Annotated in this window: 18 protein-coding genes; all 18 read right to left on the reverse strand. The window is 50.2% G+C overall.

Annotation, left to right across the window (positions count from 1 at the left end; genetic code table 11):
• Window positions 1-57 precede the first annotated feature (57 nt).
• The 18 genes from ACYVUU_RS06855 to plsX all read right to left on the reverse strand — a co-directional run bounded on the left by ACYVUU_RS06855 (window position 58) and on the right by plsX (window position 23,546).
• Window positions 58-3,606, reverse strand: a complete 3,549-nt coding sequence (locus ACYVUU_RS06855) for a DEAD/DEAH box helicase (RefSeq protein WP_484500422.1) — start codon at window positions 3,604-3,606, stop codon at window positions 58-60.
• 19 nt (window positions 3,607-3,625) lie between these two features.
• Window positions 3,626-4,354, reverse strand: a complete 729-nt coding sequence (trmD, locus tag ACYVUU_RS06860) for a tRNA (guanosine(37)-N1)-methyltransferase TrmD (RefSeq protein WP_484500423.1) — start codon at window positions 4,352-4,354, stop codon at window positions 3,626-3,628.
• A complete protein-coding gene (gene rimM, locus ACYVUU_RS06865; protein ID WP_270447732.1) occupies window positions 4,354-4,857 on the reverse strand; it encodes a ribosome maturation factor RimM in 504 nt (167 codons plus the stop codon). The genes trmD and rimM overlap by 1 nt, the downstream gene beginning before the upstream one ends.
• Window positions 4,858-4,920: 63 nt before the next feature.
• Window positions 4,921-5,193, reverse strand: a complete 273-nt coding sequence (gene rpsP, locus ACYVUU_RS06870; protein ID WP_002879737.1) for a 30S ribosomal protein S16 — start codon at window positions 5,191-5,193, stop codon at window positions 4,921-4,923.
• Between the two features lie 94 nt (window positions 5,194-5,287).
• Window positions 5,288-6,718, reverse strand: coding sequence for a signal recognition particle protein (ffh, locus tag ACYVUU_RS06875; RefSeq protein ID WP_484500424.1), 1,431 nt, complete (start codon window positions 6,716-6,718; stop codon window positions 5,288-5,290).
• 1 nt (window position 6,719) lies between these two features.
• Window positions 6,720-7,061, reverse strand: a complete 342-nt coding sequence (gene ylxM, locus ACYVUU_RS06880) for a YlxM family DNA-binding protein (RefSeq protein WP_484500425.1) — start codon at window positions 7,059-7,061, stop codon at window positions 6,720-6,722.
• A 52-nt stretch (window positions 7,062-7,113) separates the two neighbouring features.
• Complete coding sequence (locus ACYVUU_RS06885; protein ID WP_484500426.1) at window positions 7,114-8,538, reverse strand: C69 family dipeptidase; 1,425 nt, start codon at window positions 8,536-8,538, stop codon at window positions 7,114-7,116.
• Between the two features lie 45 nt (window positions 8,539-8,583).
• Window positions 8,584-9,879 carry a signal recognition particle-docking protein FtsY gene (gene ftsY, locus ACYVUU_RS06890; protein ID WP_484500427.1) on the reverse strand — a complete coding sequence of 432 codons (1,296 nt, stop codon included), beginning with the start codon at window positions 9,877-9,879 and terminating at the stop codon, window positions 8,584-8,586.
• Window positions 9,880-9,881: 2 nt separating this feature from the next.
• The gene (smc, locus tag ACYVUU_RS06895) at window positions 9,882-13,442 is read right to left on the reverse strand and encodes a chromosome segregation protein SMC (RefSeq protein WP_484500428.1); all 3,561 of its coding nucleotides are present in this window, start codon (window positions 13,440-13,442) and stop codon (window positions 9,882-9,884) included.
• Window positions 13,442-14,137, reverse strand: a complete 696-nt coding sequence (rnc, locus tag ACYVUU_RS06900; RefSeq protein ID WP_439776314.1) for a ribonuclease III — start codon at window positions 14,135-14,137, stop codon at window positions 13,442-13,444. Before rnc ends, smc begins: the two co-directional genes overlap by 1 nt.
• A gap of 124 nt (window positions 14,138-14,261) precedes the next feature.
• The gene (locus ACYVUU_RS06905; RefSeq protein WP_484500429.1) at window positions 14,262-16,040 is read right to left on the reverse strand and encodes an oligopeptide ABC transporter substrate-binding protein; all 1,779 of its coding nucleotides are present in this window, start codon (window positions 16,038-16,040) and stop codon (window positions 14,262-14,264) included.
• A 133-nt stretch (window positions 16,041-16,173) separates the two neighbouring features.
• Window positions 16,174-17,940, reverse strand: coding sequence for an oligopeptide ABC transporter substrate-binding protein (locus tag ACYVUU_RS06910; protein ID WP_484500430.1), 1,767 nt, complete (start codon window positions 17,938-17,940; stop codon window positions 16,174-16,176).
• A gap of 157 nt (window positions 17,941-18,097) precedes the next feature.
• Window positions 18,098-19,009 carry an ABC transporter permease gene (locus ACYVUU_RS06915; RefSeq protein ID WP_439776317.1) on the reverse strand — a complete coding sequence of 304 codons (912 nt, stop codon included), beginning with the start codon at window positions 19,007-19,009 and terminating at the stop codon, window positions 18,098-18,100.
• A gap of 10 nt (window positions 19,010-19,019) precedes the next feature.
• The gene (opp4B, locus tag ACYVUU_RS06920; protein ID WP_439776318.1) at window positions 19,020-19,979 is read right to left on the reverse strand and encodes an oligopeptide ABC transporter permease; all 960 of its coding nucleotides are present in this window, start codon (window positions 19,977-19,979) and stop codon (window positions 19,020-19,022) included.
• Between the two features lie 3 nt (window positions 19,980-19,982).
• Window positions 19,983-20,939, reverse strand: a complete 957-nt coding sequence (locus ACYVUU_RS06925) for an ABC transporter ATP-binding protein (RefSeq protein WP_439776319.1) — start codon at window positions 20,937-20,939, stop codon at window positions 19,983-19,985.
• Window positions 20,940-20,948: 9 nt separating this feature from the next.
• Window positions 20,949-21,950: an ABC transporter ATP-binding protein gene (locus ACYVUU_RS06930; protein ID WP_484500431.1), complete on the reverse strand. Its 1,002-nt coding sequence runs from the start codon at window positions 21,948-21,950 to the stop codon at window positions 20,949-20,951.
• A 299-nt stretch (window positions 21,951-22,249) separates the two neighbouring features.
• Window positions 22,250-22,492 (reverse strand): acyl carrier protein, encoded by a 243-nt coding sequence (gene acpP / locus ACYVUU_RS06935; RefSeq protein ID WP_201330913.1) that lies wholly within the window; start codon window positions 22,490-22,492, stop codon window positions 22,250-22,252.
• A gap of 61 nt (window positions 22,493-22,553) precedes the next feature.
• Window positions 22,554-23,546 carry a phosphate acyltransferase PlsX gene (gene plsX / locus ACYVUU_RS06940; protein WP_484500432.1) on the reverse strand — a complete coding sequence of 331 codons (993 nt, stop codon included), beginning with the start codon at window positions 23,544-23,546 and terminating at the stop codon, window positions 22,554-22,556.
• Window positions 23,547-23,551 lie beyond the last annotated feature (5 nt).

Here is a 23,551-nt window from a genome sequence, read left to right on the forward strand (position 1 = left end):
TTGGCAAAATACCACGTCTAATAGAATACCATCTTTGGCCAGGCAAAGCAAGCTTCTTTAGTCCAAAATCTTGAGCAAGTCTTCCTTTTGCAGGCTGGCGCTGGAAACTGATTCAGCTGTCAAAATACCTTGGGCCAGCTGGCTCTTGGCTTCCTGCAAGTCCAAAATAGATTCTTCAACCGTGTCCTTGGCAATCAGCTTGTAGACCGTTACCTTCTTTTCCTGGCCGATCCGGTGGGCCCGGTCGGTTGCCTGGTTCTGGGCCGCCACGTTCCACCATGGGTCATAGTGAATGACGGTATCCGCCCCGGTCAAGTTAAGGCCCGTCCCTCCGGCTTTAAGGGAAATCAAGAAGACCTTAGCCGGACTGTCTTTATGGTTGAAGACGTTGACTAAAGTCAGCCGTCTGGCCTTAGGAGTCTGGCCATCGATCCGTAAAAAGCCGATTTCCTCTGCTTTAAGGCTTTCTTCCAGCAGGTCCAGCATGCTGGTAAACTGGGAGAAAAGCAGGACCTTGTGGCCCCCGTCAATCGCGCTCTTGATCAAATCCACGCAGGCCAGGCGCTTTTCCGATTCACCCTTGTAGTCTTCATAGAGCAGGCCTGGGTCGCAGCAGATTTCCCTGATTCTGGTCAATGCCGCCAGAATCTGAATCTGCTCGCGCTTGATGCCTTCCTCGTCTTCAGCCATGACTTTCTTTTTCAAGCGGGCAATTTCAGCGTCATAAAGCTTTCTCTGCTCCTTGCCCATGCCGACGTAGCGAACTTCCTCCAGCTTGTCTGGCAGGTCCTTGAGGACGTCTTTTTTCAAGCGGCGGAGGATGAAGGGGACAACCATCTGGCTGAGCCGGGTTAGGCAGTCCTGGTCATCTTCCTTAACGATCGGGCTTTCAAAATCCTTCTTGAATTCCCGGTAACTCTTTAAAAAGCCCGGCATGATGAAGTTAAAAATACTCCAAAGCTCGCTCAAGCGGTTTTCAATCGGTGTCCCGGTCAGGGCAAAGCGGTGTTTGGCCTTGACGACAGAAACCGCCTTAGCCGCGGCTGTGCGCGGATTTTTGATCATCTGAGCCTCATCGATTACTTCATAGACAAAAGTATGCGGGGCGTAGTTGGCAATATCGCGCTTAAGCAGGTCATAAGAAGTGATCACAACGTCGACATCATTCAAATCAGCCAGTTGCTCGCTGCGCTCTTTCTTAGAGCCGGCTAAAGCCAGGGTCTTCATTTCCGGGGCAAACTTTTTAAACTCCGCTTCCCAGTTAAGGACCAAAGAGGCCGGAGCCACGACTAGGCTTGGCTTGTCCTTTTGACTGGCCAGGAGGCTGATCACCTGCAGGGTCTTGCCCAGGCCCATTTCATCCGCCAAAATCCCGCCAAAGCCATGCTGGGCCAGCCGGTTCATCCAAGCCGTCCCGGTCTTTTGATAGGGCCGGAGGATCTTGTCCAGACTTTCTGGCAATTTTAGCGGCGCTTCTTTCTGGTCAAAGTCGTTGATCAATTGCTGGAAGTGGTCGTCTCTTTCAATTTCGCCCATCTCCTGCTCTTTTAAGAGCTGGTCGACGTAAAGGGCCCGGTAGGCCGGCATTTCCAGTTGCTCTTTGCCAAAATCCTTGGCGCTTAAATCCAGATTCTGGGCCAAAAGAGCCAGCTTTGCCAAGTCCTGGCTATCCGGGTTAACAAAGTTGCCGTTTTTCAAGCGGATGTACTTCTTTCGGTCCTTGTACTGGCTGAGAACTTCCGCCAATTCTTCTGGCGTGAGGTCGCTTTTCAGATCCAGGTGCAGAAGCCCGTCACTTAAGGAAAGGCCAAAAGCCAGATTCAGCTTGTCTTTAAACTTGAGCTTTTTAAAAGCCGGGGTGACTTCAACTTCATCAAAGGCGGAAAGCAACTTCGGCATCCCTTGCAAAAGCTGGTATACCGCGTCGTCATCCCCCTTGTCCAAGCGGCAGTCGCCGTCTTCCAGGTCAAAAAATTTCTCTAAAAGCTCAGCCAGCTTCTTTTCCTTGTACCAGTCCCGCTTAATTTCCCGCTCGCCGCTTTCGCCCAAGCGAAGCGATTTACCCTGGTAAAAGACCCGGGCCTGGCCAACTACTTCATCGCCCTCTACATCCAGGCGCAGCTGGCTCTTTTCCAGGCCTCCTGCTTCTTCTAAAAGCTGCTGGGCAGCCGGACTAATGGTCAAGTTGCTGTATTTTTTCAAAAGGGGCAGGACAGTGGCCTTGAATTGGCTCAGCTGGTTTAAGTCAAAAGTTGCGTCAATGTTTTCTTGATTGTTAAACAGAGCGTATAACATATTGCCAAGCTTGCTAGCTACAAATGCCTCATCAGTCAGCTGGTAGCTGGCCTGGATGCCCCGGAGAACCGGCGGACAGGACCCGGTAATGCTGATCCCCCGGCCTTGGTAATCGTCGATTTCGAGGTCAGCTTTTTCCAGCTCACCCCGCTTGGCTGGGACAAGCTGCTTATTGTTCAAATTCTCGACTTTACTGCCTTCAACAGCCGCGAAAAAGCTGTCAATTCGGCCGGAAGCAATCTCAATGCTTCTTTTTGTCTCCCCGTATATATCGGCACCATCGGCCGCGATCGTGGCCAAAAAGCTGAACAGGCGCTGGCTGGCCGGGTCAAAAGAATCCGGTGAAAGCAAAACTTCTTCTTTCCCCAGGGAAATTGGCCGCCAGTTTATAACGTCATTTACGAAGGTCTCGATGTTTTTCACCACATAGAGCCGCTTTTTGCCGACTTTAAATTTGACTAAAAAAGATCCGCCAAGCTCGCTTTCCAGCTGAGCCAAAAGCTTAACGTCTTGCAAGGCATCCTGGTCGAATTCTTCCAGCATCTCTGCCCTGGTCAAGGCCTGGTCTGCCTGATAGTCGGTTACTTCACCCGGGTTTTCCCGCATGATTATATAGACCAGCTTCTGCAAAAGGGCAATTTCATGCCGGCAAGGTCCAGTGATCTGGTCCTGCTGGCATTCGTCATAAGTGCATTTCAGCTCGATCGCTTTATCCGGGCTGACCTTGACCTCGGCTTCTTCGTCTTGACCTGTACGGGGAGAAAACTGGCCGAATGACTTAGCGGTCAGAAGCTGCTCACCATCTTCACTCACCTTGACAAATCCCAAATTGGCCAAGGCAGGATTTTTATTGATCCGCTCCCAAAGGACCGGGTCAAAGTCGACAGATTCAAGGATCTTGCCAGCGTCAAAAATATAATTGACGTATTTCTGGCCCATTCCATATACTTTGTCAATTATCTCTTTCTGACGCTTTTTGCGCTCGTCAATTGTCAAATCACTGGTCAAGGGTTCCTGGATGGCCTGCATCCCTTCGATAAAAAGCTCCGTGGCGTACAAACAAGCTGCCTCGTGCTTGCAGTTGTAGCCTTCAGCAGCGTAGGGGCAGTCGCAGTCCATCCATTTGATCTCGCTCCAGTCGTCAGAGAAGTCGATCGTTACATCATAGCTGTTCCCTGGCTTGCCAACCCGGCAGTGAATGCCAGCAGGCAATTCACTGTAGCTGGGCGCGTAAACCCAGTCCCTTTTCCAGTAGTCCCTTCCCCGGTCCAGGATCCGGTTGGAAAAAAGCTTTCTCCATTGCAGCGTCATCTAATCACCTATTCCTTAGTTAGTCTTCTGCCTGCTCGTCTGCTCTGATCTGCCGCAGCATTCTGACCTCTTCTGGCGTCAAATTCCGCTTCTCCAGCAGGTCCGGCCGGTGCAATTTAGTGGCCTTCAAGGCCTGGTAGTGCCGCCATTCATCGATCTTGCCGTGGTTGCCTGAAAGGAGGACTTCCGGTACCTTTTGCCCTTCAAAATCAGCTGGCCGGGTGTATTGCGGATATTCCAACAGGCCGTCTGAGAAGGATTCTTCAACTGGTGACAAGGCATTGCCCAAGATTCCTGGCAAAAGGCGGACAGTGGCGTCGATCATGCTCATGGTTGGCAGCTCCCCGCCAGTCAAAACGTAGTCGCCGATGGAGACAGTTTCGTCAGCCAGGTCATAAACCCGCTGGTCAAAGCCTTCAAAGTGCCCGCAAATGAAAGTCAGATTTTCTTCCTTGGACCACTCTTGAGCCATCTGCTCGTTGAAAGTCTTCCCCTGAGGAGCCGTAATGATGACCTTGCCCTTGTTTTCAAGCGAATCTAAGGCCTTCTTGATTGGCATCACCTGCAAAACCATCCCGGCCCCGCCCCCATAAGGGGTGTCATCGACGGATTTGTGCGGCCGGTCTGAAAAATCGCGGAAGTTAACCAAGTTCAACTTCCACTTGCCATCTTCCTGCCCCCGGCCCAGCAAGGATACCTGCAAGGGGGTAAACATTTCAGGGAAAAGGGTCAATACGTTGATGTTCACTATCTCAAGCCCTCCATTAATTCAACCCGGACTTCTTTTTTAGCAATATCCACGCTCTTAACGACTTGCGGGATGTATGGGAGCCAGAAGCTCTTGCCGTTTTCGTCAGTTACTTCCCAGATGTCATTGGCGCCTGGAGCTTCGATATCGGTCAATTCGCCGATTTCTTCCCCGCTTTCATCGTCGAAAACCTTGCAGCCCAAGAGGTCCCGGTAGTAGTAGACTCCGTCAGGCAGTTCCCCCTGGTCTTCTTCGCTGATCAAGATTTCCGTTCCCTTCAGCTTTTCAGCCTGATCGATATCAGTGATTTCCTCAAAAGTTACCAGCCAGAACTGCTTAAAGGGCCGGCCAGCAGCGACCGTCACTTCCCGGCTGCCATCGCCCAGGTAGAGACGTGACCCAGTTCTGAAGCGGTCTTCCGGAAAGTCGGTGGTCAAAGCGACCTTGACTTCACCCTTCAAGCCGTGGGTCGCGATGATTTTGCCAACATTGTAGTAATTCATATTGTTTGTTTTTTCCTTTTCAAATAAAAAAAGTTTGAAGCTAGTGCCCCAAACCTTTTCCAATTATTTGTTGTACTTTTCGTCGTGCAACTTAGCCATCAAGCCAGCGCCTGAAAGAAGTGAACGAACAGTGTCTGAAGGTTGTGCACCCTTCTTCAACCATTCAAAGATCTTGTCTTCGTCAAGCTTCAATTCCTTTGGTTGTGAAACTGGGTTGTAGTAACCAACTTCTTCGATGAAGCGGCCGTCACGAGGTGCACGTGAATCTGCTACAACAATCCGGTAAAATGGCTTTCTCTTGGCACCCATACGGCGCATACGAATCTTAACTGACATTAATTAGTCCTCCTAAATTTCAATAGTTCTACTATAACACCCAAAGAGCAGTCTGTAAAGTATTTTTACTTAACAGCCTGCTCTTTTTTAAAAATTATGAGTGGAAGCGCTTGACTTTCTTCATTTTCTTGGCCTTCTTCTTCTTGAAGCTCTTCCCCATCCGCCGCATGGCCATCTTGGCCATCGGGCTGTTCATGCCAGGCAATTTCTCCAGGTCCTTGAAATTGCCCTTGGTCACCTTGGACATCATGTCCTTGGCGGTCTTGAACTCCTTGATCATCCGGTTGACTTCCACGATCGGCACGCCGGAACCTGCCGCGATCCGCCGGCGCCGGCTCGGGTTGAGCAGGCTTTCGTCTTCTCTTTCCTCTGGAGTCATGGAGTAGACGATGGCTTTGGTGTGGGCGATCTGCTTCTCATCGATTGAGAAGTTCTTCAGCTGCGGGTTGTTGGCCATGCCAGGAATCATCTTCATGATTTCATCCAGCGGCCCCATCTTCTGCACTTGTTCCAACTGGTCAATGAAGTCGTTGAAGTCGAAGCTGTTTTCCCGCATCTTCTGGGCAACTTTTTCCGCCTGCTTGGCATCGTAGTCCTGCTGGGCCTTTTCAATCAAGGTCAGCATGTCCCCCATGCCCAGGATTCTTGAAGCCATCCGGTCCGGGTGGAAGACTTCCAGGTCAGTCAGCTTTTCCCCTTGACCAGTGAAGAGGATCGGCTTGCCGGTAATAGCTCTGATGGATAAGGCTGCCCCGCCCCGGGTGTCACCATCCAGCTTGGTCAAGACAACCCCGGTGACGTCCAAGCGTTCGTTAAAAGTCTTGGCCACGTCAGCAGCAGCTTGCCCAGTCATGGCGTCAACTACCAACAGGATGTTGTCCGGGTGGCTGACCGCCTTGACTTCTTCCAGTTCCTTCATCAACGGTTCATCGATTTCCAGCCGGCCGGCCGTGTCGATGATCACGTAGTCATTTCTGTGGACGGCTGCTTCGGCCAGACCGTCTTCCACGATCTTGGCCACGTTCTTTTCATCCGGCTCGCTGAAAACCGGCACGTTCAAGTCCGCCCCGATCTGCTTGAGCTGGTCAATGGCGGCTGGTCGGTAGATGTCGCCGGCGATCAAAAACGGCCGGGCCTTTTCTTCCTTCATCAAGCGGTTGGCCAGTTTGCCGACCGTGGTGGTCTTACCAGTACCCTGCAGACCGACCATCATGATAACGGTTGGGATATGCGGGGACTTGTTCAAGCCGACCGCTTCTTCCCCCATCATCTTGGTCAATTCTTCGTTGACGATCTTGATGACCTGCTGGCCTGGAGTCAGTGATTCCTGCACTTCCTGGCCCAGGGCCCGCTTCTTGATGGTCTTGATGAAGTCCTTGACCACCTTGAAGTTGACGTCGGCTTCAAGCAGGGCCAGGCGGATTTCCCGGGAGGCAGCGTTGATGTCTTCTTCAGAGATCTTCCCCTTCCCGGTCAAGTTGCGCAGGGCCTTCTGCAAACGTTCGCTTAAATTTTCAAATGCCATCTTATTCTCCTCTAATTACCTGCAGCAAGTCTTCCAGCTGCACTTTGGCTGCTTCCTGGTCGCCTGCCTGCAAGCTGGCTAAGGCCTGGCTGATGCCGTCTTCCAACTGGCTGTAACTGGCCAGGAGCTGCAGCTTGTCTTCGTATTTTTCCAAAGACTTGGCGCTGCGCCGTAAATTGTCATAGACCGCTTGTCTTGAAACATGCCGGTTGTCGGCAATTTCCCCTAAAGACAGGTCGTTATAGTAATAATCTTCAAAATAATCCTGCTGGCCCTGGGTGAGCAAGGCACCGTACATGGCGTACAGGTCACCCAGAGTTTCGTTTTTGCTTAATTCATCCATCTTTTTCACCTGGTTACCAGTATAGCAAAAAGCACTGCAAGTGCAGTACTTTTTAAAGATTTTTATCCATATTGAAAGTCAGCTTGGAAAGCTTGATGGCTTCCTTAAAGAGCTCGCCCCAGAACTTCTCGCTTTCCTGGCGGCAGTGGGCCACCGTTTCCTGGTTGGCCTTGGTCAAAAAGGCGGTCAGTTCTTCGCCGGATAAAGCTTGGGCCTGGTCAGTTACTTCAGCCACCCGGCAGCGGAAGTAGCGGTTCAGTTCAGTCAAGTACTTGGCGTCCATTTGGACGAAGTGAGAATAGTGACTTTCCACCAGAGCCGCTAAAGACTTGTAGAACCACCAGGCATCTGACTGCCGGTATTCCAGGGAAGTATCGTTATAAGACGGGTCAGTGTCATTCATGTTGGTAAAGAAAGGCACAAAGGGGGTGAAAGTCGGCCCACCAATGCAGAGCCACATGATTCCAGCCACGCCATCTGCTTGGTCATCTCTAACTTCCAGGATGTGGGCGTTTTGCGTCCGGTTGAGGCCGATTGGCCGGTAGCGGTGGTGTTCTTCATCACTGCCCTTGACGGCAAATGGGTCGTAGACCGTGTCCTGGTAGTGAGAACCCAGGATATATTCGATGTCTTCCTTGCTAATCTTCTTTTCTGCCCGGCGGATAAATGGCAGGTCAGGGTCTTCCGGGTCCTGGTCAATGCTTGGGTTCAAGATCTTTTGCCCGTACCAGACACGGGAAGTATTGTAGTGGCGGTCTTGCTCGGTGAAAGTGCCAAAGATATGACGGAAGTTCCAGCCTTCCAGGTCGGGGTTAAGCTTGTTTTTGGCAACAAAGTCCTGGATTCCTGCACTCCACATGAAGTCATCCGGCTTAGAAAAGTCAACTTCCTGGATGGAGACCCGGTTGGCGGCGATGGCGTAGGCATCGTCCGGGATTCTTTGGGCGACCCAGTGGTGGCCGGTCACGATTTCCATGTACCAGATTTCATCCTTGTCGGAAAAAAGAACTGAGTTGCCGGCAGCTGACCCGTACTTGGCGATCAAGTCGCCCAGGCGCTTGACCCCGCCTCTGGCTGAATCGATGTAAGGCAAGACGACATTGACCATGCAATCTTCGTCCAAACCATCAACCACCAAGGGGTCAAAGGCCAGAGTGCGTTCATTGCCGTAAGTTGACTCAGTAGCTGACATGGCCACGTTCTTTTCGTTGATGCCGCTTTCTTCATAGTAGCCGTACTTCTTGTAGTCGACATTAGGCACGGCTGGATAGCGGTAGGCGTCTTCCGGCAAGTCCATCGTGAACTTGTTCAGCCAGGACTTGATCTTGCGGCCCTTTTCCCCGTGAACTGCCGGGTTAACGACAAACTTTTGCTGGTTTAAAGGAGAAAAGGTGTCGTCATTGCGGGCAATCAAGTTATTGCCATCCATGGCAGCTTTTTTGCCGACTAAAATTGAAGTACATGCATCGTCTTTCATTTTTCTTTTTAATCCTCTAATTCTAACTTAGCTTCTTTGAAAAAATTACAGCAGATCGTGGAAGAGGCCAACGGCATAGTTGGCCGCGTCAAAGTCGGCCAGGTCTTCAGCCTTTTCGCCCAGGCCAACCAATTTAACAGGCAGCTTCATTTCGTGGCGGATGGACAGGACCACCCCACCCTTGGAAGACCCGTCCAGCTTGGTCAAGACTAAGCCAGTCAGTTTGGTCGTCTTGTCAAAGTCCTTGGCCTGCAGGAGAGCATTTTGCCCAGTTGACCCGTCCAAAACCAGGAGTGTTTCAGCCGGCTGGTCGGGCAGGCGCTTCTTGATGGTCCGCTGGATTTTTTCCAATTCGTTCATCAAGTTGACCTTGTTTTGCAAACGGCCGGCCGTGTCAACCAGTAGGTAGTCAGCCTCTTCCGCAATCGCCCGCTCTAAGCCGTCGTAAACCACGGCAGCCGGGTCAGCCTTGTCCGGGCCAGTTACGACTGGAACCCCGGTCCGCTTGCCCCATTCAACCAGCTGCTCAACCGCGCCGGCTCTGAAAGTATCGGCAGCGACCAAAAGGACCTTCTTGCCCTGGTCGTGGAAACGCTTGGCCAATTTGCCGACCGTAGTGGTCTTGCCGGCCCCGTTGACGCCGACGAAGAGGTAGACATTTGGCTTGGCGTTTGGATCGTAAGCCAGCTTTTCGTTTTCGCTGTTGGCATTTTCGTCGTAGACTTCCACCAGCTTTTGGACGATGACCCGCTTCAAGTCATCCCGGCTCTTTGCCTTTTGCAGCTTGGCTTCTTCGCTGAGCTGGTCAGTCAGTTCTTCACTGGTTTCATAGCCCACGTCAGATTCAATCAGCAATTCTTCCAAGTCGTCGAAGAAGTCTTCGTCAACCGTTCTGAACTTGGCCAAAAAGGCGTTGAGGCGGGCGCCAAAGCCCTTGTTGGACTTCTCCAGCCCCTTTTCATAGAGCTCGGTCGTTTTTTCTTCTGTACTTTCTTCTGCTGGTTCAGTTGTCTCCTCTTCAGCTTCAGTCTTTTCTTCTTCAACTGTTTCTTCTGCTGTTTCTGTAGTTTCTGTTTCTTCTTCAACTGCTTCAGCAGAAGATTTAGTTTCTTCTTCAACAGTTTCTTCAGAAGTTTTAGTTTCTTCTACACTTTTTTCTTCGGTAGATTCTTCAGTAGTTTCTTCTGCTGCCGCTTCTTCTTCAGCCTTTTCTGCTACTGACTCATTTTCCGCTTCAGCACTTTCTTCTGCGGCTTCTTCCTGATCAACCTTGACTTCTTCTGGCTGTTCTTCGTCTTTTTGGCCAAACAGGCTCTTTTTGATTCGATCAAATAATCCCACGGTTATACCTCATCTTTTAAATCTTTCAAGGAGACCGACAAAATCTGGGAAACCCCAGATTCCTGCATGACCACCCCGTAGAGCTGGTCAGCTTGTTCCATGGTCCCCCGCCGGTGCGTAATCACGATAAATTGTGTCTGGCTGTCATACTGGCGCAGGAAATGGGCAAAACGGACGACATTGGCATCGTCCAGGGCCGCTTCCACTTCATCCAGCACGCAGAAAGGCACTGGGTTGACTTCCAGCATGGCAAAAAGCAAGGTGATCGCCGTCAGCGACCGCTCCCCGCCGGACAAAAGGCTTAAACGCTGCAATTTCTTGCCAGGCGGCTGGGCGATGATTTCCACCCCGCTCTCCAGCAAATCGTCCGGATCCGTCAAGGCCAAGCGGGCATTGCCGCCGCCAAAGACCACCGGGAAAAGGCGGCTGAAGGAAGCCGAAATCTGCTGGAAGGTCTGACTGAAGCGGTCCTTCACTTCCTGGTCCAGTTCATCCATCGACTGCTGCAGGTTGCTTCTTGCTTCAAGCAGGTCGTTTTGCTGCCCGTTCAAGAAGTCATAGCGTTCCTTGACTTCCTTATATTCGTCAATCGCCCCCAAGTTGACCGGGCCAATATCTTCCAACGACATCCGGTGCAGCTTGACGCTGCGGCGCAAGCTTTCCTGGTTTTCTTCCGTATTTTCCAGCTTGGCCTGGGAAAGCGCGGCTTCATAAGTCAAGGAGTAGTCTTCTCTTAAACTGTCCAGGTGCTGCTTGAGCTCGCCTTTAACCGTGGCCAATTTGACTGAAAACTCCTCTTGTTCACTAGCCGCGTCTTTTCTTAAGTCATAGTTTCTGGTCGCAACTGCTTCCAACTGGTTGATCTGCCCGTTTAACTGCCCCAAAAGCTGGCTGGCTGAATCCAGGTCAGCCTGCTTGTCTTTTTGCTCAGCCAGGAGCCGGTCTTTCTCAAGGCCCAGCTCCTCTTTCTTGCTGGCTGACATTTGACTGGAACTGTCCAAAGCAGCCAGTTTTTCTTCCAGCTGCGCGATCTGCTTCTGGCTGCCCGCCTTTTGCCGGTCGCGCTCAGCTTTTCTGGCCTGCAGGTTTTCCTGCTTGTTGGCCAAAACTGCCAATTGCGGGTCAAGCTCTGCCAGTTTTTCCTGCACGCCCTGGTTTACATCAGTGTAGTTCTGAATGGTCTCTTGCAAACTGGCCAAGTCGCGCTTTTGCTGGTCAGCCAAAGCGGCCAGCTCTTCTTTCTTAGTCTTTTGAGCTGCCTCTTTGTCTTGCAAATCTGCCAGGTAGGCAGCTTGTTCAGCCTGCTGGGCCTGGTAAAGCTTTACGGCGCTTTCCAAGCGCTTGACTTCTTTTTCCTGGTTTTGGAAGGTCAAGACTGCCGCGCTCAAGTCCTGCTGCAGGCTCTGCAGGTCCCGGCTGATTTGCTCCCGGTTCTCCTGCTTGTCTTTGACTTGCTTGTCTAAGCTGGCCAGCTTTTCTTCTTTAATATGGAACTGCCCTTCTAATTCCTCCAGCATGGCTGTCGTTTTGTTGATTTCAGCCGTTGTCTGCAAGGGAGAATTGCTCCGCTGGTTGCGGGCCCCGCCAGTCATGGCCCCGCCAGGACTGATGACATCCCCATCCAGGGTAACGACCCGGTAGTGACCGATCTGTCTTGAAACGGCCAGGGCCGTGTCCATATTGTCGACGATAATGATGCTGCCCAGCAGGTACTGGATAGCTTCTGAAATATCAGTTTTGCCTTTAGCCTCAACCAATTCGCTGGCCAGGCCTTGGAAGCCGGCAAAGCGTTCCAGAGCCTGCCGGGTTGAAGCTGGAATTGCCCGGTATCTTAATGCATCCAGGGGCAAAAAAGTTGCCCGGCCCAGTCTTCTGACCTTCAGCTGCTGGATGGCATCTTTAGCCGCCAAACGGTCCTTGGCCACCAGACTTTGGACGCTGCCGCCAAGGGCGGTCGTCATGGCTGCTTCCAGGTCAGCCGGGAAGGTCAAAAGTTCCCCAACTGCCCCGATGATGCCCGGGAAGCGGTCAGGCTGGTTTAAGACCTGCTTGACCCCGGCATAGTAGCCGTCATGCCGCTTTTGGATGTTGACTAAGGCATCCCGGCGGGCAGTCAGGCGCTGGAGGTTGGTCAAATCCGCCTGCAGCTGCTTTTGCGCGACCTGCTGGTCGGCAGCTAAATGCCCTAATTGGTCACTGGCTTCCTTTAACTCCGCCTGCAGCTGGTCATTTTCTGCCCGCAGCTTTTGCCCCTTAGACCGCAAGCCTTCCAGTTCTTCCTGGCTCTTGGCCAATTGACTCGAGGCATCTTCATAGCGCTGGTCCTTGCTCTCCTTGGCCCGCTTGATTTCCCCTTCCAGGTAGACCAGCTGGTTGTTGGCGCTGGTCTGGTCCTGCAGAGTCTGAATGTACTCTGAGCGCAGGTCTTCTACTTTCAATTTGAGGCTGGCAGGGTCTTCTTTCAGCTGATCGGCCAGCTTTTGTCTTTTTTCTTTCAACTGGTCCAATTGCCCGGCATATTCAGCTTCCTGGTCAGCCAATTTGGCAATTTCCGCTTCCGTAGCCGCCAGGTTTTCCTTTAAATCAGCCAGCTGTCTTTGGTATTCCAGCCTGGTTGCCTGGTCAAACTGCCGGGACTGCTGGGAAACCTGCAAGGAAGTGTTGATCTCAGAGAGCCGGTTGGTCAATTTTAAGACTTCAGTCTGCAGCTGATCCCGCTTCTGGCTTTCCAGCTGGAATTCTTCTCTTTTAGCCGCCAGCTTGGCCTGGGACTGCTTGACTTCCGCGTCCAAGCGGCTTAATAGTTCCTGGCTCTGGGCCAGTTTTTTGGAAACTTCCTTCTCTTCCTGGTCTAAGTCAGCGATTTCAAAGGCCAGCAGGGTCTTCAAGTCCTCATCTAGCCCGGCTTTTTGGAATTGGTATTCTTGAGCCAAAGAGCTCTGTTCATGCAGAGGCTCCAACCGCTTCTCCAGCTCGTTGACCAGGTCGTTGATCCGGATCAAGTTGTCATTGGTTGTTTCCAGCTGCCCTTGGGCCTGCTGCTTTTGCTGCTTAAAGTGGAGCACCCCGGCTGCTTCTTCGAAAATCCCCCGTCTTTCCCGGGCCTGGGAATTGAGGATCTGGTCCACCCGCCCCTGGGAAATGATGGCCAGGCTGTTTTGCGAAATGCCGGAGTCCAGAAAGAGGGCCCGGACGTCCCGCAGGCGGACTGGCTGCTGGTTGATCAAGTATTCATTGTCGCCGGACTTTAAAATTCTTCTGGTGATAGAAACTTGATCAGCTGGAAAGTCCAGTTCCTTGTCCCGGTTGTCAAACACCATCGTCACTTCGGCCCGGTTTAAGGGCTTGCGGAACTGACTCCCGGCAAAAATAACGTCTTTCATGTTGCGGCCACGCAGGGATTTAGCGCTGCCTTCCCCCATGACCCAGCGAATGGCTTCCGTGATGTTGCTCTTGCCCGACCCATTTGGGCCGACAATGCCGGTAATCCCCTTAGTAAAGTCGATCACCGTCTTGTCAGCAAAAGACTTGAAGCCGTCCAAAATCAAACTAGTTAAAGGCACTATTTTCCTCCATTCAAGTGCTCCAAGGCGTGGCTGGCCGCGTCCTGCTCAGCCTTCTTCTTGTTGCGTCCTTCCCCGTTTGCCAGCTTCTTGCCGTCAACCAGGACTTCAACTTCAAAGTGGGGCGGCTGCTGGCTCTCATTCAACACCCGGTATTCGATGGTCACGCTGCCGTTTTGCTGCAAAAGCTCCTGCAGATCCGTCTTAAAGTCACGTGACGGGGTAAAGTAGCCGGCCGCGATTAAAGGATAGACGGTCTGGCTAAGAAACTTTTCAACCACTTCAATCCCTTGGTCCAAGAACAAGGCGCCGTTGAAGGCTTCAAAGACATCTTCCAAAAGGGCCTTGCGGTTGCGGCCGCCAGCTTTTTCCTCGCCGACGCCCAGGTTGATTTCTTCTTTAAAGCCGCAGTCCAGTGCCACTTTCGAGAAGCCTTCAGTGCGGACGATATTTGATCTCAGTCTGGTCAGTTCCCCTTCGTTTAAGTGCTGGAAGTGGCGGTAGAGGTAGTCAGAGACCGTAAATTCCAGGACCGCGTCCCCCAGAAATTCCAACTTTTCGTAATTCCCCAAAGTTTTGCCTGGATTTTCATTGACATAGGAGGAATGGGTAAAGGCTTCCTCCAGCAGGCGGGCATCCTTGAAGCGGATCCCGTATTTTTCATCCAGCATTTTAATAAATTTAGTTGAGACCATGAACTATTCATCCTTTCATAACACTAAAAATTATATCAAAAGCCCGCCATCGGAGCGCCTTTTTTACCTAATTCCAAGAAAAAACTCTGCCTTGTCCGGCAAATGGACAAAACAGAGTCGCAGATTATTTTTTATAGCCGATTTTATACCATAAAGGATGGCTGTTGTTCATTTCTGCCGGTTCATAGGAGTAGTTGACCAGCTTCTTGTTGATGGCTGTAATCTTATAGGAACTGGTCAAAGGAATTACAAAGGCTTGCTCTTGCATGTATCTTTGCCACTGCTTGAAGACCTTGATCCGGTAACTGATATTAAAGGCTTTGTCTGAGTCCATTGCTTCCAAAAGCTGGGTATTGGTCTTGGTGGCGAACCGCTCCAGGTTGTACTGGGTGCCGGCACCGTAGATGCCATTTTGGGAAGGCTCATTGTTTAATGTCCAGCCGGCAATAAACATGTCGACCTGGCTGTCGTCTTGGAAGAGCATGTTGTAAAAAGTATTGAACTCCAGCAAGTGACCTGTGGTCAGCTTGACGTTTAAGCCAATTTCCTTCCACTTCTTAATATAGTTCTTGATAATCTTGCTTTGGCTGGAGTCACCAGTCATGGCAGCCAGGTGGATTACCAGCTTATGCCCCTGTGGGTCCCGCCGGTATTTTTCACCAGACCTGAGCTTGTAGCCTGCCTTGTCCAAAAGCTTTTTAGCCTTAGCTGGGTTATATGGATAACCCTTGCTCTTGTCGTCATAGTAGTCGCCAAATTGTGACGGGATCAGGCTCTTGATGCGGAAGGTCAAGCCAGAAGTGTACTTGCGCTCGATCTGGGTAACGTTCATTGCATAGCCGATCGCCTGTCTGAGAGACTTGTTGGCCATCTTGGAATTCTTGTTCATCTTGACTGAGTTGGTCTTCTCGTCCCATTTGCCCAGCTTGAAGCCCAGGTAGTTGTAGCTCAAGGGAATCGTGGCGACAAAGCGGTAGTTTTTGGTGCTCTTGATCTGCTTCCACTGGGAGTTGACCACTTCGATGATGTCGTAAGTTTTTTCACTGATGGCCGTGGCGACTGACTTCGGGGAAATAATGGAGATGGTGATCTTGCTTAAGCTCGGTGTCCCCCGCCAGTAGTATTCATTGCGGGTCCAAACCACCTTCTGCCCCTGTTCAATGCTCTGGACCTTGTATGGACCAAAATAGACAGGCTTTTTGCGGATTTCGATGCAGGTTCTCAGCTTGCTGAAAGGCACATCTTTAAGGTAATGATATGGCAGGGCTGATTCCCAGAAATAGCCGTTGCCCGACTTCAACATCCCCGGGTGCATTTCCTTAAAGTGAATTACAACCTTGCGACCGTTTTCCCCGTCCGGCATTTCAATCCCGCTGATTGTCTTGGCTTTCCCGTCATGGTATTCCTTTAGGCCCACCACGTCTTGCAAAGAAGAAGTGTAGTGGGAGCTGTTAGTGGCTTTGTTAGCAATTACCTCGTAGGCATATTCCACGTCTTTTGCCACGACCTGCTTACCGTCAGACCACTTGACCCCTTTTTTAATCTTGATGGTGATCTGCTTGGCCTGCCGGTCCAGGCTAAAAGTTGCTGCCCCGCTGTCAGTGATATTGTAGCTGTTGTCCGTGTCAAACAAAGATTCAGAGCCGAACTGGGCTAAAGTGGCGTCGGTTGTCGAATCTGCCAGTTCATCAGAAAAAATCCCCGTAAAAGGGGTGTCAGTTTCCAAGGCAACCTTGATGCTGCCGCCTTTTTTAGTCTTGGCAAAGCTGGTGGCCACAGGGAACTGCATGGCATCTTCAGCCCCGCTGTTATTGTCCTGCTTGCTTTTGCTGGTCTTTTGCGCGCAAGCTGCCAGGCTTAGAGCCGCCAAAAAGCAAATTGCTAATTTTGTTATTTTCTTCATCAATCAAGAGTCCTTTTTGCTAATTGCTACAATACTTAGTTTACCATAACAAAAGGAGCAAGACCGGGCCGAAGCGAGAGAACAGAAAAAAGAGGAGGGAAAACCTCCTCTTTTGAGTCATTAGATATTATTTTTACTTCTTAAAGCCAGTTTCATACCACAGGGTAGCCGTCTTAGATGGCTTGGTTGAGTAGTTGACCAGCTTGCTGTTGACCGCGGTGATCGTGTATGAGTTGGTCAAAGGAATTACAAAGGCTTCCTTTTGCATGTATTGTTGCCATTCGTGGAACTTTTGTACCCGGTAGCTGTGGTTAAAGGCTTTGTCACTGCCCATTTCCTTCAGCAGCTTGGTGTTTTCGCTGGTTGCGAAGCGGGTGAAGTTGTATGGAGCCTTGGCACCGTAAAGATCATCTTGGGTAGGTTCACTAGACAGTGACCATGCGGCCATGAAGACGTCGACTGACGGGTCATCGTTTTGTACCTTGTCATAGAAGGAGTTGAACTCGATCAGACGGCCAGTGGTCAAAGTTACGTGCAGACCAATCTTCTTCCATTGCTGGATGTAGTTTTGGACGATTGCTTCCTGGTTTGGAGATCCGCTCATGGCAGCCAGGTGGATGGTCAGTTTCTTGCCATTTGGATCCCGGCGGTAAGTTTCACCCTTCTTCTTCTTGTAGCCAGCCTTGTCCAGCAAAGCATTAGCCTTCTTCAAGTTAAGTGGGAAGCCCTTCACGCTCTTGTCTGAGAAGTCACCAAAGGATTCTGGAACCAAAGTCTTGACTCTGAAGGACAGGCCCTGGGTGTAGTGCTTGGTTACTTCATCAACATTCATAGCGTAACCCATGGCTTGGCGGAGGTAGCGGTTGCTCATCTTTGAGTTCTTGTTCATCTTGACTGAGCCGGTCTTCTTGTCCCACTTGCCGACCTTGAAGCCCATGTAAGAGTATGATAATGGAATTTGGGCAACAAAGTTGTAGCCCTTGGTCCCCTTAACTTCCTTCCATTGGGAGTTGACAACTTCAATCAAGTCAAACTTCTTGGACTTGATTGACTGGGAAGCTGAGTTTGGAGAGATTACTGAGATAGTGATCTTGTTTAACTTGGCTTGGCCACGGTAGTAGTAAGGGTTTCTTACCCAGGTCGCTGATTGGCCACGGACCAGTTTGGAGAGCTTGTATGCACCAAAGAAAAGCGGGTTCTTCCGGACCTTGTCGCTGGACTGCAGCTTGCTGAATGGGACATCCTTTAGGTAATGGTACGGTGCAGCGTATTCCCAGAAGAAGCCGTTACCGGACTGGGTCATGCCTGGCTTCATTTCCTTAAAGTGCAGAACCACCTTGCGTCCGTTTTCACCGTCAGGCATTTCGATCCCGGAGATCTTCTTGGATTTGCCTTCGTGGTATTCTGCCAAACCGACGATATCTGCCAAAGAACTGGTGTAGCGGGATGACTGGCTGGCCTTGTTAGCGATGATTTCGTAGGAATATTCAACATCCTTGGCAGTTACCTGCTTGCCGTCAGACCACTTGACCCCCTTCTTAACTTCGATCGTTACCGTCTTGGCCTTCCGGTCCATCTTAAAGGTTGCGGCCCCCTTGTTGTTGATCTTGTATTGATCATCGGTTGCAAACAGACCTTCATTCCCAAAAGCCATAAAGTCTTGGTCATATTGGCTGTCTGAAACTTCGTTTAAGAAGACACCCTTGACTGGCGTGTCAGATTCTTCAGCGATGCTAAGGCTGCCGCCCTTCTTAGCCACGCCGGTTGCCGTAGCTTCCGGGAACTTCTTCGCGTCTTTGGCCCCGCTGTTACTGTCAGTTGAGCCACTCTTGCCGCAGCCAGCCAGCAAAGCTGCACCAGCCAGGAATACTCCTAATGTTCCGAGCATTCGTCTCTTCATAATTTAATTTACCTCCACACAATATATTCAAAAGACAAAATACACAGCATATGAATAGTTATCAAGATAGCAATTCACAAAATTTATCTTTCATGCCTTTTACTTTAGCATTTTCATTTTAAAAGTCAATGACAAATTTAATTTAATACTAATTATTTCAGTTTTCTCTTTGCCGGGCGTCGCCAGCCTTTTGCAAAGCTTGGCCGACGTAGTTGATACTCAAGCAGATTACCAAAAGCAAGACAGTTGCCGGCAGCCACAGCCATGGCCGGTCGATGATGTTGACCGGGTCATTGGCAAAACCAATCAAGGTCCCCAAAGATGGAATCTTGGTCGGCAAACCGTAGCCGATGAAGGACAGGACAGTTTCAATCCCGATGTTGCCGGAAACGCTCAAAACGACATCGATGATGATCATTGATGCAATATTTGGCAGAATTTCCCGGAACATGATCTTGGTGTTTGAGGAGCCTGAAGTCTTGGAAGCCAGAACATAGTCTCTTTCTCTCTGTGACAAAATAAAGGACCGGTAGTATCTTGCTTCAACCGTCCAGCCGAACATCGAAATCAGCAAAACCAAAGTCATGGAATTATAGTTTGGCAAAACCGTTACCAAAACGATCAAAATTGGCATTTGCGGCAAAATCTGCACAAAGTCGACAATCCGCATGATGATGGAGTCAATAGTGCCGCCATAGTAGCCGGCTACAAGGCCGACTACAAGGCCAACCAGTTCACAGAACAAAGTGACCAGGAGACCAATCATGATGGAATTGCGCCCACCCATGATCAACAGATTCAGAATGTCCCGGCCACCGTCATCGGTTCCCAGCAGGTGGCCATTTTGCCCCCAGCCAGCGTAAGATTCCAAAATGTGCATTTCAGTAACCTGGCTGCTGTTCAAGAACAAAGAACCGCCAAAGGTAAGCAGCAAAATAACGACGATGGTGCAAAAGGCCACAGTCGCAGCCTTGCTTTTAAAAATTTCTCTAAAAGCAATCTTCAAAGCGGATGGCGGAATTTGGGCTCTGTCATCTTGCTTCTTTTTGCCTACAGTAAATAAAGCCATCATTTCACCTCTACTTCACGCGAATTCTCGGGTCAACCAGACTCATGATAATATCAGACAAGAGGTTGCCCAGCAGAGTCAAGGTCCCGTAAATCATGATCAAAGCCGTCAGAGTTGTATAGTCACGCTGGCTGATCGAATCAAGGAAGAGCTTACCCATCCCTGGGAAGGAGAAGACCGTTTCAATGATCATTGACCCGCCGAGCAGACCGGTGATGGTGTTACCCATAAAGGCAGCGATCGGCAAGAAAGAGTTCCGCAAGATATGCTTGTTGAAGACGACTTTTTCCGGCACGCCCTTGCTGCGGGCAGTCTTAACATAGTCTTCCACCTTGTTGTCAATGATCCCGGTACGCAGGTATTGCACCGTCCCAGTCGTGGCGATGATTGCATAGAGAATGGCCGGTAAAATCATGTGCTGCAGGCGGCTGAAGAAAATTCCCCAAAAGCCGCTGGCATTAGCGGAAACCGTCCCGCTGATCGGGAACCAGCCCAGAGTAAAGCCGAAGAGCCAGAGACCCAGCAGGTAAAAGACGAAGCCAGGGATAGCATAAGTCACATAATTGAAAACTGAGATTGCTCGGTCCTGCCATTCGCCTTCATGCTTGCCGGCGCTGATCCCCATTGGGATGGCAATGCCGTAGAGCAAGACAGTTGACAAGAGCGAGAGCCAGAAAGTGTTCTGAGCCCGGTCAGCAATCAAAGACGCAACTGGTACGTGCTGGATATAGCTTTGCCCCAAATCACCATGAAGCAAATTCTTAATCCAGCGCATATATTGAACCGGCACTGGGTCATTCAGGCCATAAGCCTGCTTTAAGCGGGCGATTTCCTTTGGGCTTGAGTTAGGGTTGATCAAGCCGGTAAAGGGGTCCCCAGGCATCATTTTCGCCAGCATAAAGACAATAATACTAAGCAAGATCAGCTGCGGGATCATGATCAAAACCCGTCTTAAGACTGTTTTCCACATTTGCTATTCTCCTCCCTTAAGCTGTTCTTTCGGCAAGGCAACCTGGTGGTTAGGTGCAACCTCGGTCAATGGGTAGACCCGGCCATCTGCATCATACCAGTTTGCCTGGTCCTGCAAAAATTCCTTTTCTATTTCCCGCCGTCTGGCCGCGTGTTCAGCCCGGTGCTCAACGTCAACCTTCGGAATGGCTGACAAAAGGCGCTTGGTGTAAATGTGCATCGGATTCTTGTAGATCTCTTCCTGGCTGCCCACTTCCACCAAACGGCCCCGGTGCATGATTGCCAGGTTTTCGGACATGTGCTTGACTACTCCAAGGTCATGGGAAATAAACAAGAAGGCAATGTTGTACTGCTGCTGAATGTGCTTCATGAAGTTCAAAACCTGGGCTTGAACTGACAAGTCCAAGGCACTCGTTGGTTCATCGGCCACGATCAGCTTCGGATTCGTAGCAACGGCCCGGGCAATCCCGATTCTCTGCCGCTGGCCACCGGAAAATTCATGGGGGAACTTGTAGATCGCGTCACTTGGCATCCCTACGATGTCCAGCAATTCCTGAACCCGGTCGCGTTCCTGGTCAGTCGTCAGATTTTCAAAATTCCGGATCGGTTCAGCAATAATGTCCTCAATCCGCTTGCGGGGGTTAAGACTGGACATGGAGTCCTGGAAGATCATCTGCACGTCTTTGTTATAGTTCATCTTCCGGCGGACTGATTCCTTGGTGATGTCCTTGCCTTTGTAGAGAATCTGCCCGCTGGTCACCTTTTCCACGCCAACGATTGCCTTGCCAGTCGTGGACTTGCCGGAACCTGATTCACCAATCAAGCCGTAAGTTTCCCCTTCTTTGATTGAAAAAGAAACCCCATCAACAGCCCGGACATAATCAGTAATTCTGTTCCAAAAGCCCGACCGGATTGGGTAATGGACCTTCAGATCTTTAACTTGAATAATTTCTTCTGCCATACTTGCTACCTATCCTTCATCTTGAAAGTGGAAAGTCTTCCAGCAGGTGCAGCGGACAAAGTGATTTGGCTCTACTTCGTGCAGCTGTGGATCTGCTTCATGAGCGTCAGCTGGAATCCATGGAATTCTCGCGGCGAAACGGTCACCGGTCCGCGGCATGTTTTTCAGTGACGGAACCGTGCCCTGGATCACGTGCAAATCATCTTTGTCATCATCTGACTGCGGCATGGAGTTTAGCAGTGACCGGGTGTAAGGGTGCAAAGGATGAGTAAACAAGGTTTTCACATCAGCTTTTTCTACAATTTGCCCGGCATACATCACGGCAACTTCATCAGCCGTTTCCGCCACGACGCCCAAGTCGTGAGTGATCAAGATAATGCCTGAGCCGGATTCTTTCTGGATCTCTTTAAGCAAATCCAGGATCTGGGCTTGAATAGTCACATCCAAAGCCGTTGTTGGTTCGTCAGCAATAATGATCTCAGGCTTGCAGGCAATGGCCATCGCAATAACCACTCTTTGCCGCAAACCACCGGAAAGTTCATGCGGGTACATGTCATACATAGCTTCAGGCTTTGGCATCCCGACTTGCTTGAAAAGTTCAATCACCCGGACGCGGCGCTGCTCTTTGTTCATGTCCGTGTGGTAAAGCAAGGCTTCCGCTACCTGGTCCCCGACTTTCATCAAGGGGTTCAAGCTGGCCATCGGGTCCTGGAAAATCATGCCAATATTGTTGCCGCGAACTTGGTTAAACAAATCTTCACTCAAATTCACCAAGTTCAGGTTCTTGTACTTAATTTCTCCTTGAACCCGGGTGTTTTTCCGGTCATAGAGGCCAACGATGCTGGAGGCAATCGTACTCTTGCCGCAGCCGCTTTCGCCAACAATAGCTAAAACTTCGTTGCGCTTGAGAGTAAAATCGATGCCATCAGCCGCGTCATAGAACTCGCCCTGCAGGCGGTAGCCGGTATGAAGCTGTTCGACGTCTAGTAAAACGTTTTGCTGATTGTCCAACTTTTTTCTCCTTCAAAATAATTATTACTTAGTAAATAAATATCACACTAGTAAATTTTAACTTTTCTCAAATCTTTTTCAATAGATTTTTAACATTTTTTCTAGTGTTTTTTACTTATTTCTTCATTATTTTCGCCGATTCATATCATAATTGTTAAATTATTGTTCGATTTTTATCATATTTTTCTGCCTTTTCCGGAAAATGCGCACAAAAAAAGCATTTGCCACAGATCTTTTTGGCAAATGCTAATTAAATATTAATTGTTTTCAATTCACTTTCAATTTGCTTTCAATCCACTTTAGCCTTGGTGGCTCTTGATGTAGGCTACCGCATCGGCAACAGTGGTGATCTTTGCAGCGTCTTCGTCAGGAATTTCAGCGCCGAATTCGTCTTCCAGCTGCATGATGAATTCCACCAAGTCGATTGAGTCCGCGTCCAGATCCTTGGTAAAGTCAGTATCCATGGTGATCTTGTCCTTGTCCAATTGGAAGTTGTCCGCGATCAAAGTGGCAATCTTGTCAAAAATTTCTGCTTCAGTCATTATTCTTTCTCCTATAATTTCCAATCTTCCTATTTATAAGGGTATTCTTTTTTGCTTATCCTTATTTGCTAAATTCTTTCTCAAAAATACTAATCAAGTCTTCAGCTAAAATCTTGTCGATCTGCTTAACCGCGTAGTAGACGGCCCGGGCGTCAGACCGGCCGTGCTGCTTAACTACTGGTGAGTTCAAACCGAGCAAAACTGCCCCGCCGTACTTGGCCGTGTCAAAACGGCTGGCGACAGACTTCAAGGCATCTTTGGCCAAAAGGGCACCCAGCTTGGCCTTAACGCCATTGTTCAGCAAACCATCCTTCAACATGTGAATGATGACACTGGCTGTCCCTTCGATGCTCTTTAAGACCGCGTTGCCAGTAAAGCCGTCCGTAACCACGACGTCCGCCTTCCCTTGCAGGAGCTCATGGCCTTCAATGTTGCCAGTGAAGTTCAAGGAACTGTCCTTCAAGAGCTGGTAGACTTCCTTGTGCAGGTCGTCACCCTTGTCAAATTCTGCCCCGTTGTTCAAAAGAGCTACTCTTGGCTTGGATACGCCGCGGACCTTTTCAGCATAGTAGGATGCCATCTCAGCCCATTGCAGCAGGTATTCCGGCTTGCTAGTGGCGTTAGCTCCAACGTCAATGATGTTGAAGCCGTCATCTGAAGATTCAACCGGCATGGTTGGCATGAGGCCTGGCCGGGCAACGCCCTTGATCCGTCCGACAATAAAGATCCCGCAAGTTAACAGAGCCCCGGTATTGCCCAGTGACAAAAGGGCGTCTGCCTTACCTTCCTTGACCCAGTTAGCTGCTACGACCATGGAAGAGTCCTTCTTGGTCCGCATGGCCTTGACTGGCTCATCTTCATCCAGGATCACTTCCGTGGTGGCTACTATTTCGATCTGGTCATCGCCTGCTGGCAGCAGCTGCTTCAGCTTGCCTTCATCGCCAAAGAAAATGAACTTGTCTTCCGGCAATTCTGGCTTGGCCTTCAAAACTGCTTCTACAATCGCCTCAGGGGCATTTTCCCCGCCCATGGCGTCAATCGCGATTTTTCTCATCAATA

Source organism: Lactobacillus sp. WILCCON 0058 (genome assembly GCF_057198005.1).

Excerpts from the sequence above, each read along its gene's own strand:
- ACYVUU_RS06855 (WP_484500422.1), bottom strand. The coding sequence starts at position 3,606 with ATGACGCTGCAATGGAGAAAGCTTTTTTCCAACCGGATCCTGGACCGG.
- rimM (WP_270447732.1), bottom strand. The coding sequence starts at position 4,857 with ATGAATTACTACAATGTTGGCAAAATCATCGCGACCCACGGCTTGAAG.
- rpsP (WP_002879737.1), bottom strand. The coding sequence starts at position 5,193 with ATGTCAGTTAAGATTCGTATGCGCCGTATGGGTGCCAAGAGAAAGCCA.
- ffh (WP_484500424.1), bottom strand. The coding sequence starts at position 6,718 with ATGGCATTTGAAAATTTAAGCGAACGTTTGCAGAAGGCCCTGCGCAAC.
- ylxM (WP_484500425.1), bottom strand. The coding sequence starts at position 7,061 with ATGGATGAATTAAGCAAAAACGAAACTCTGGGTGACCTGTACGCCATG.
- ACYVUU_RS06885 (WP_484500426.1), bottom strand. The coding sequence starts at position 8,538 with ATGAAAGACGATGCATGTACTTCAATTTTAGTCGGCAAAAAAGCTGCC.
- rnc (WP_439776314.1), bottom strand. The coding sequence starts at position 14,137 with ATGGTCTCAACTAAATTTATTAAAATGCTGGATGAAAAATACGGGATC.
- ACYVUU_RS06905 (WP_484500429.1), bottom strand. The coding sequence starts at position 16,040 with ATGAAGAAAATAACAAAATTAGCAATTTGCTTTTTGGCGGCTCTAAGC.
- ACYVUU_RS06910 (WP_484500430.1), bottom strand. The coding sequence starts at position 17,940 with ATGAAGAGACGAATGCTCGGAACATTAGGAGTATTCCTGGCTGGTGCA.
- ACYVUU_RS06915 (WP_439776317.1), bottom strand. The coding sequence starts at position 19,009 with ATGGCTTTATTTACTGTAGGCAAAAAGAAGCAAGATGACAGAGCCCAA.
- opp4B (WP_439776318.1), bottom strand. The coding sequence starts at position 19,979 with ATGTGGAAAACAGTCTTAAGACGGGTTTTGATCATGATCCCGCAGCTG.
- ACYVUU_RS06925 (WP_439776319.1), bottom strand. The coding sequence starts at position 20,939 with ATGGCAGAAGAAATTATTCAAGTTAAAGATCTGAAGGTCCATTACCCA.
- acpP (WP_201330913.1), bottom strand. The coding sequence starts at position 22,492 with ATGACTGAAGCAGAAATTTTTGACAAGATTGCCACTTTGATCGCGGAC.
- plsX (WP_484500432.1), bottom strand. The coding sequence starts at position 23,546 with ATGAGAAAAATCGCGATTGACGCCATGGGCGGGGAAAATGCCCCTGAG.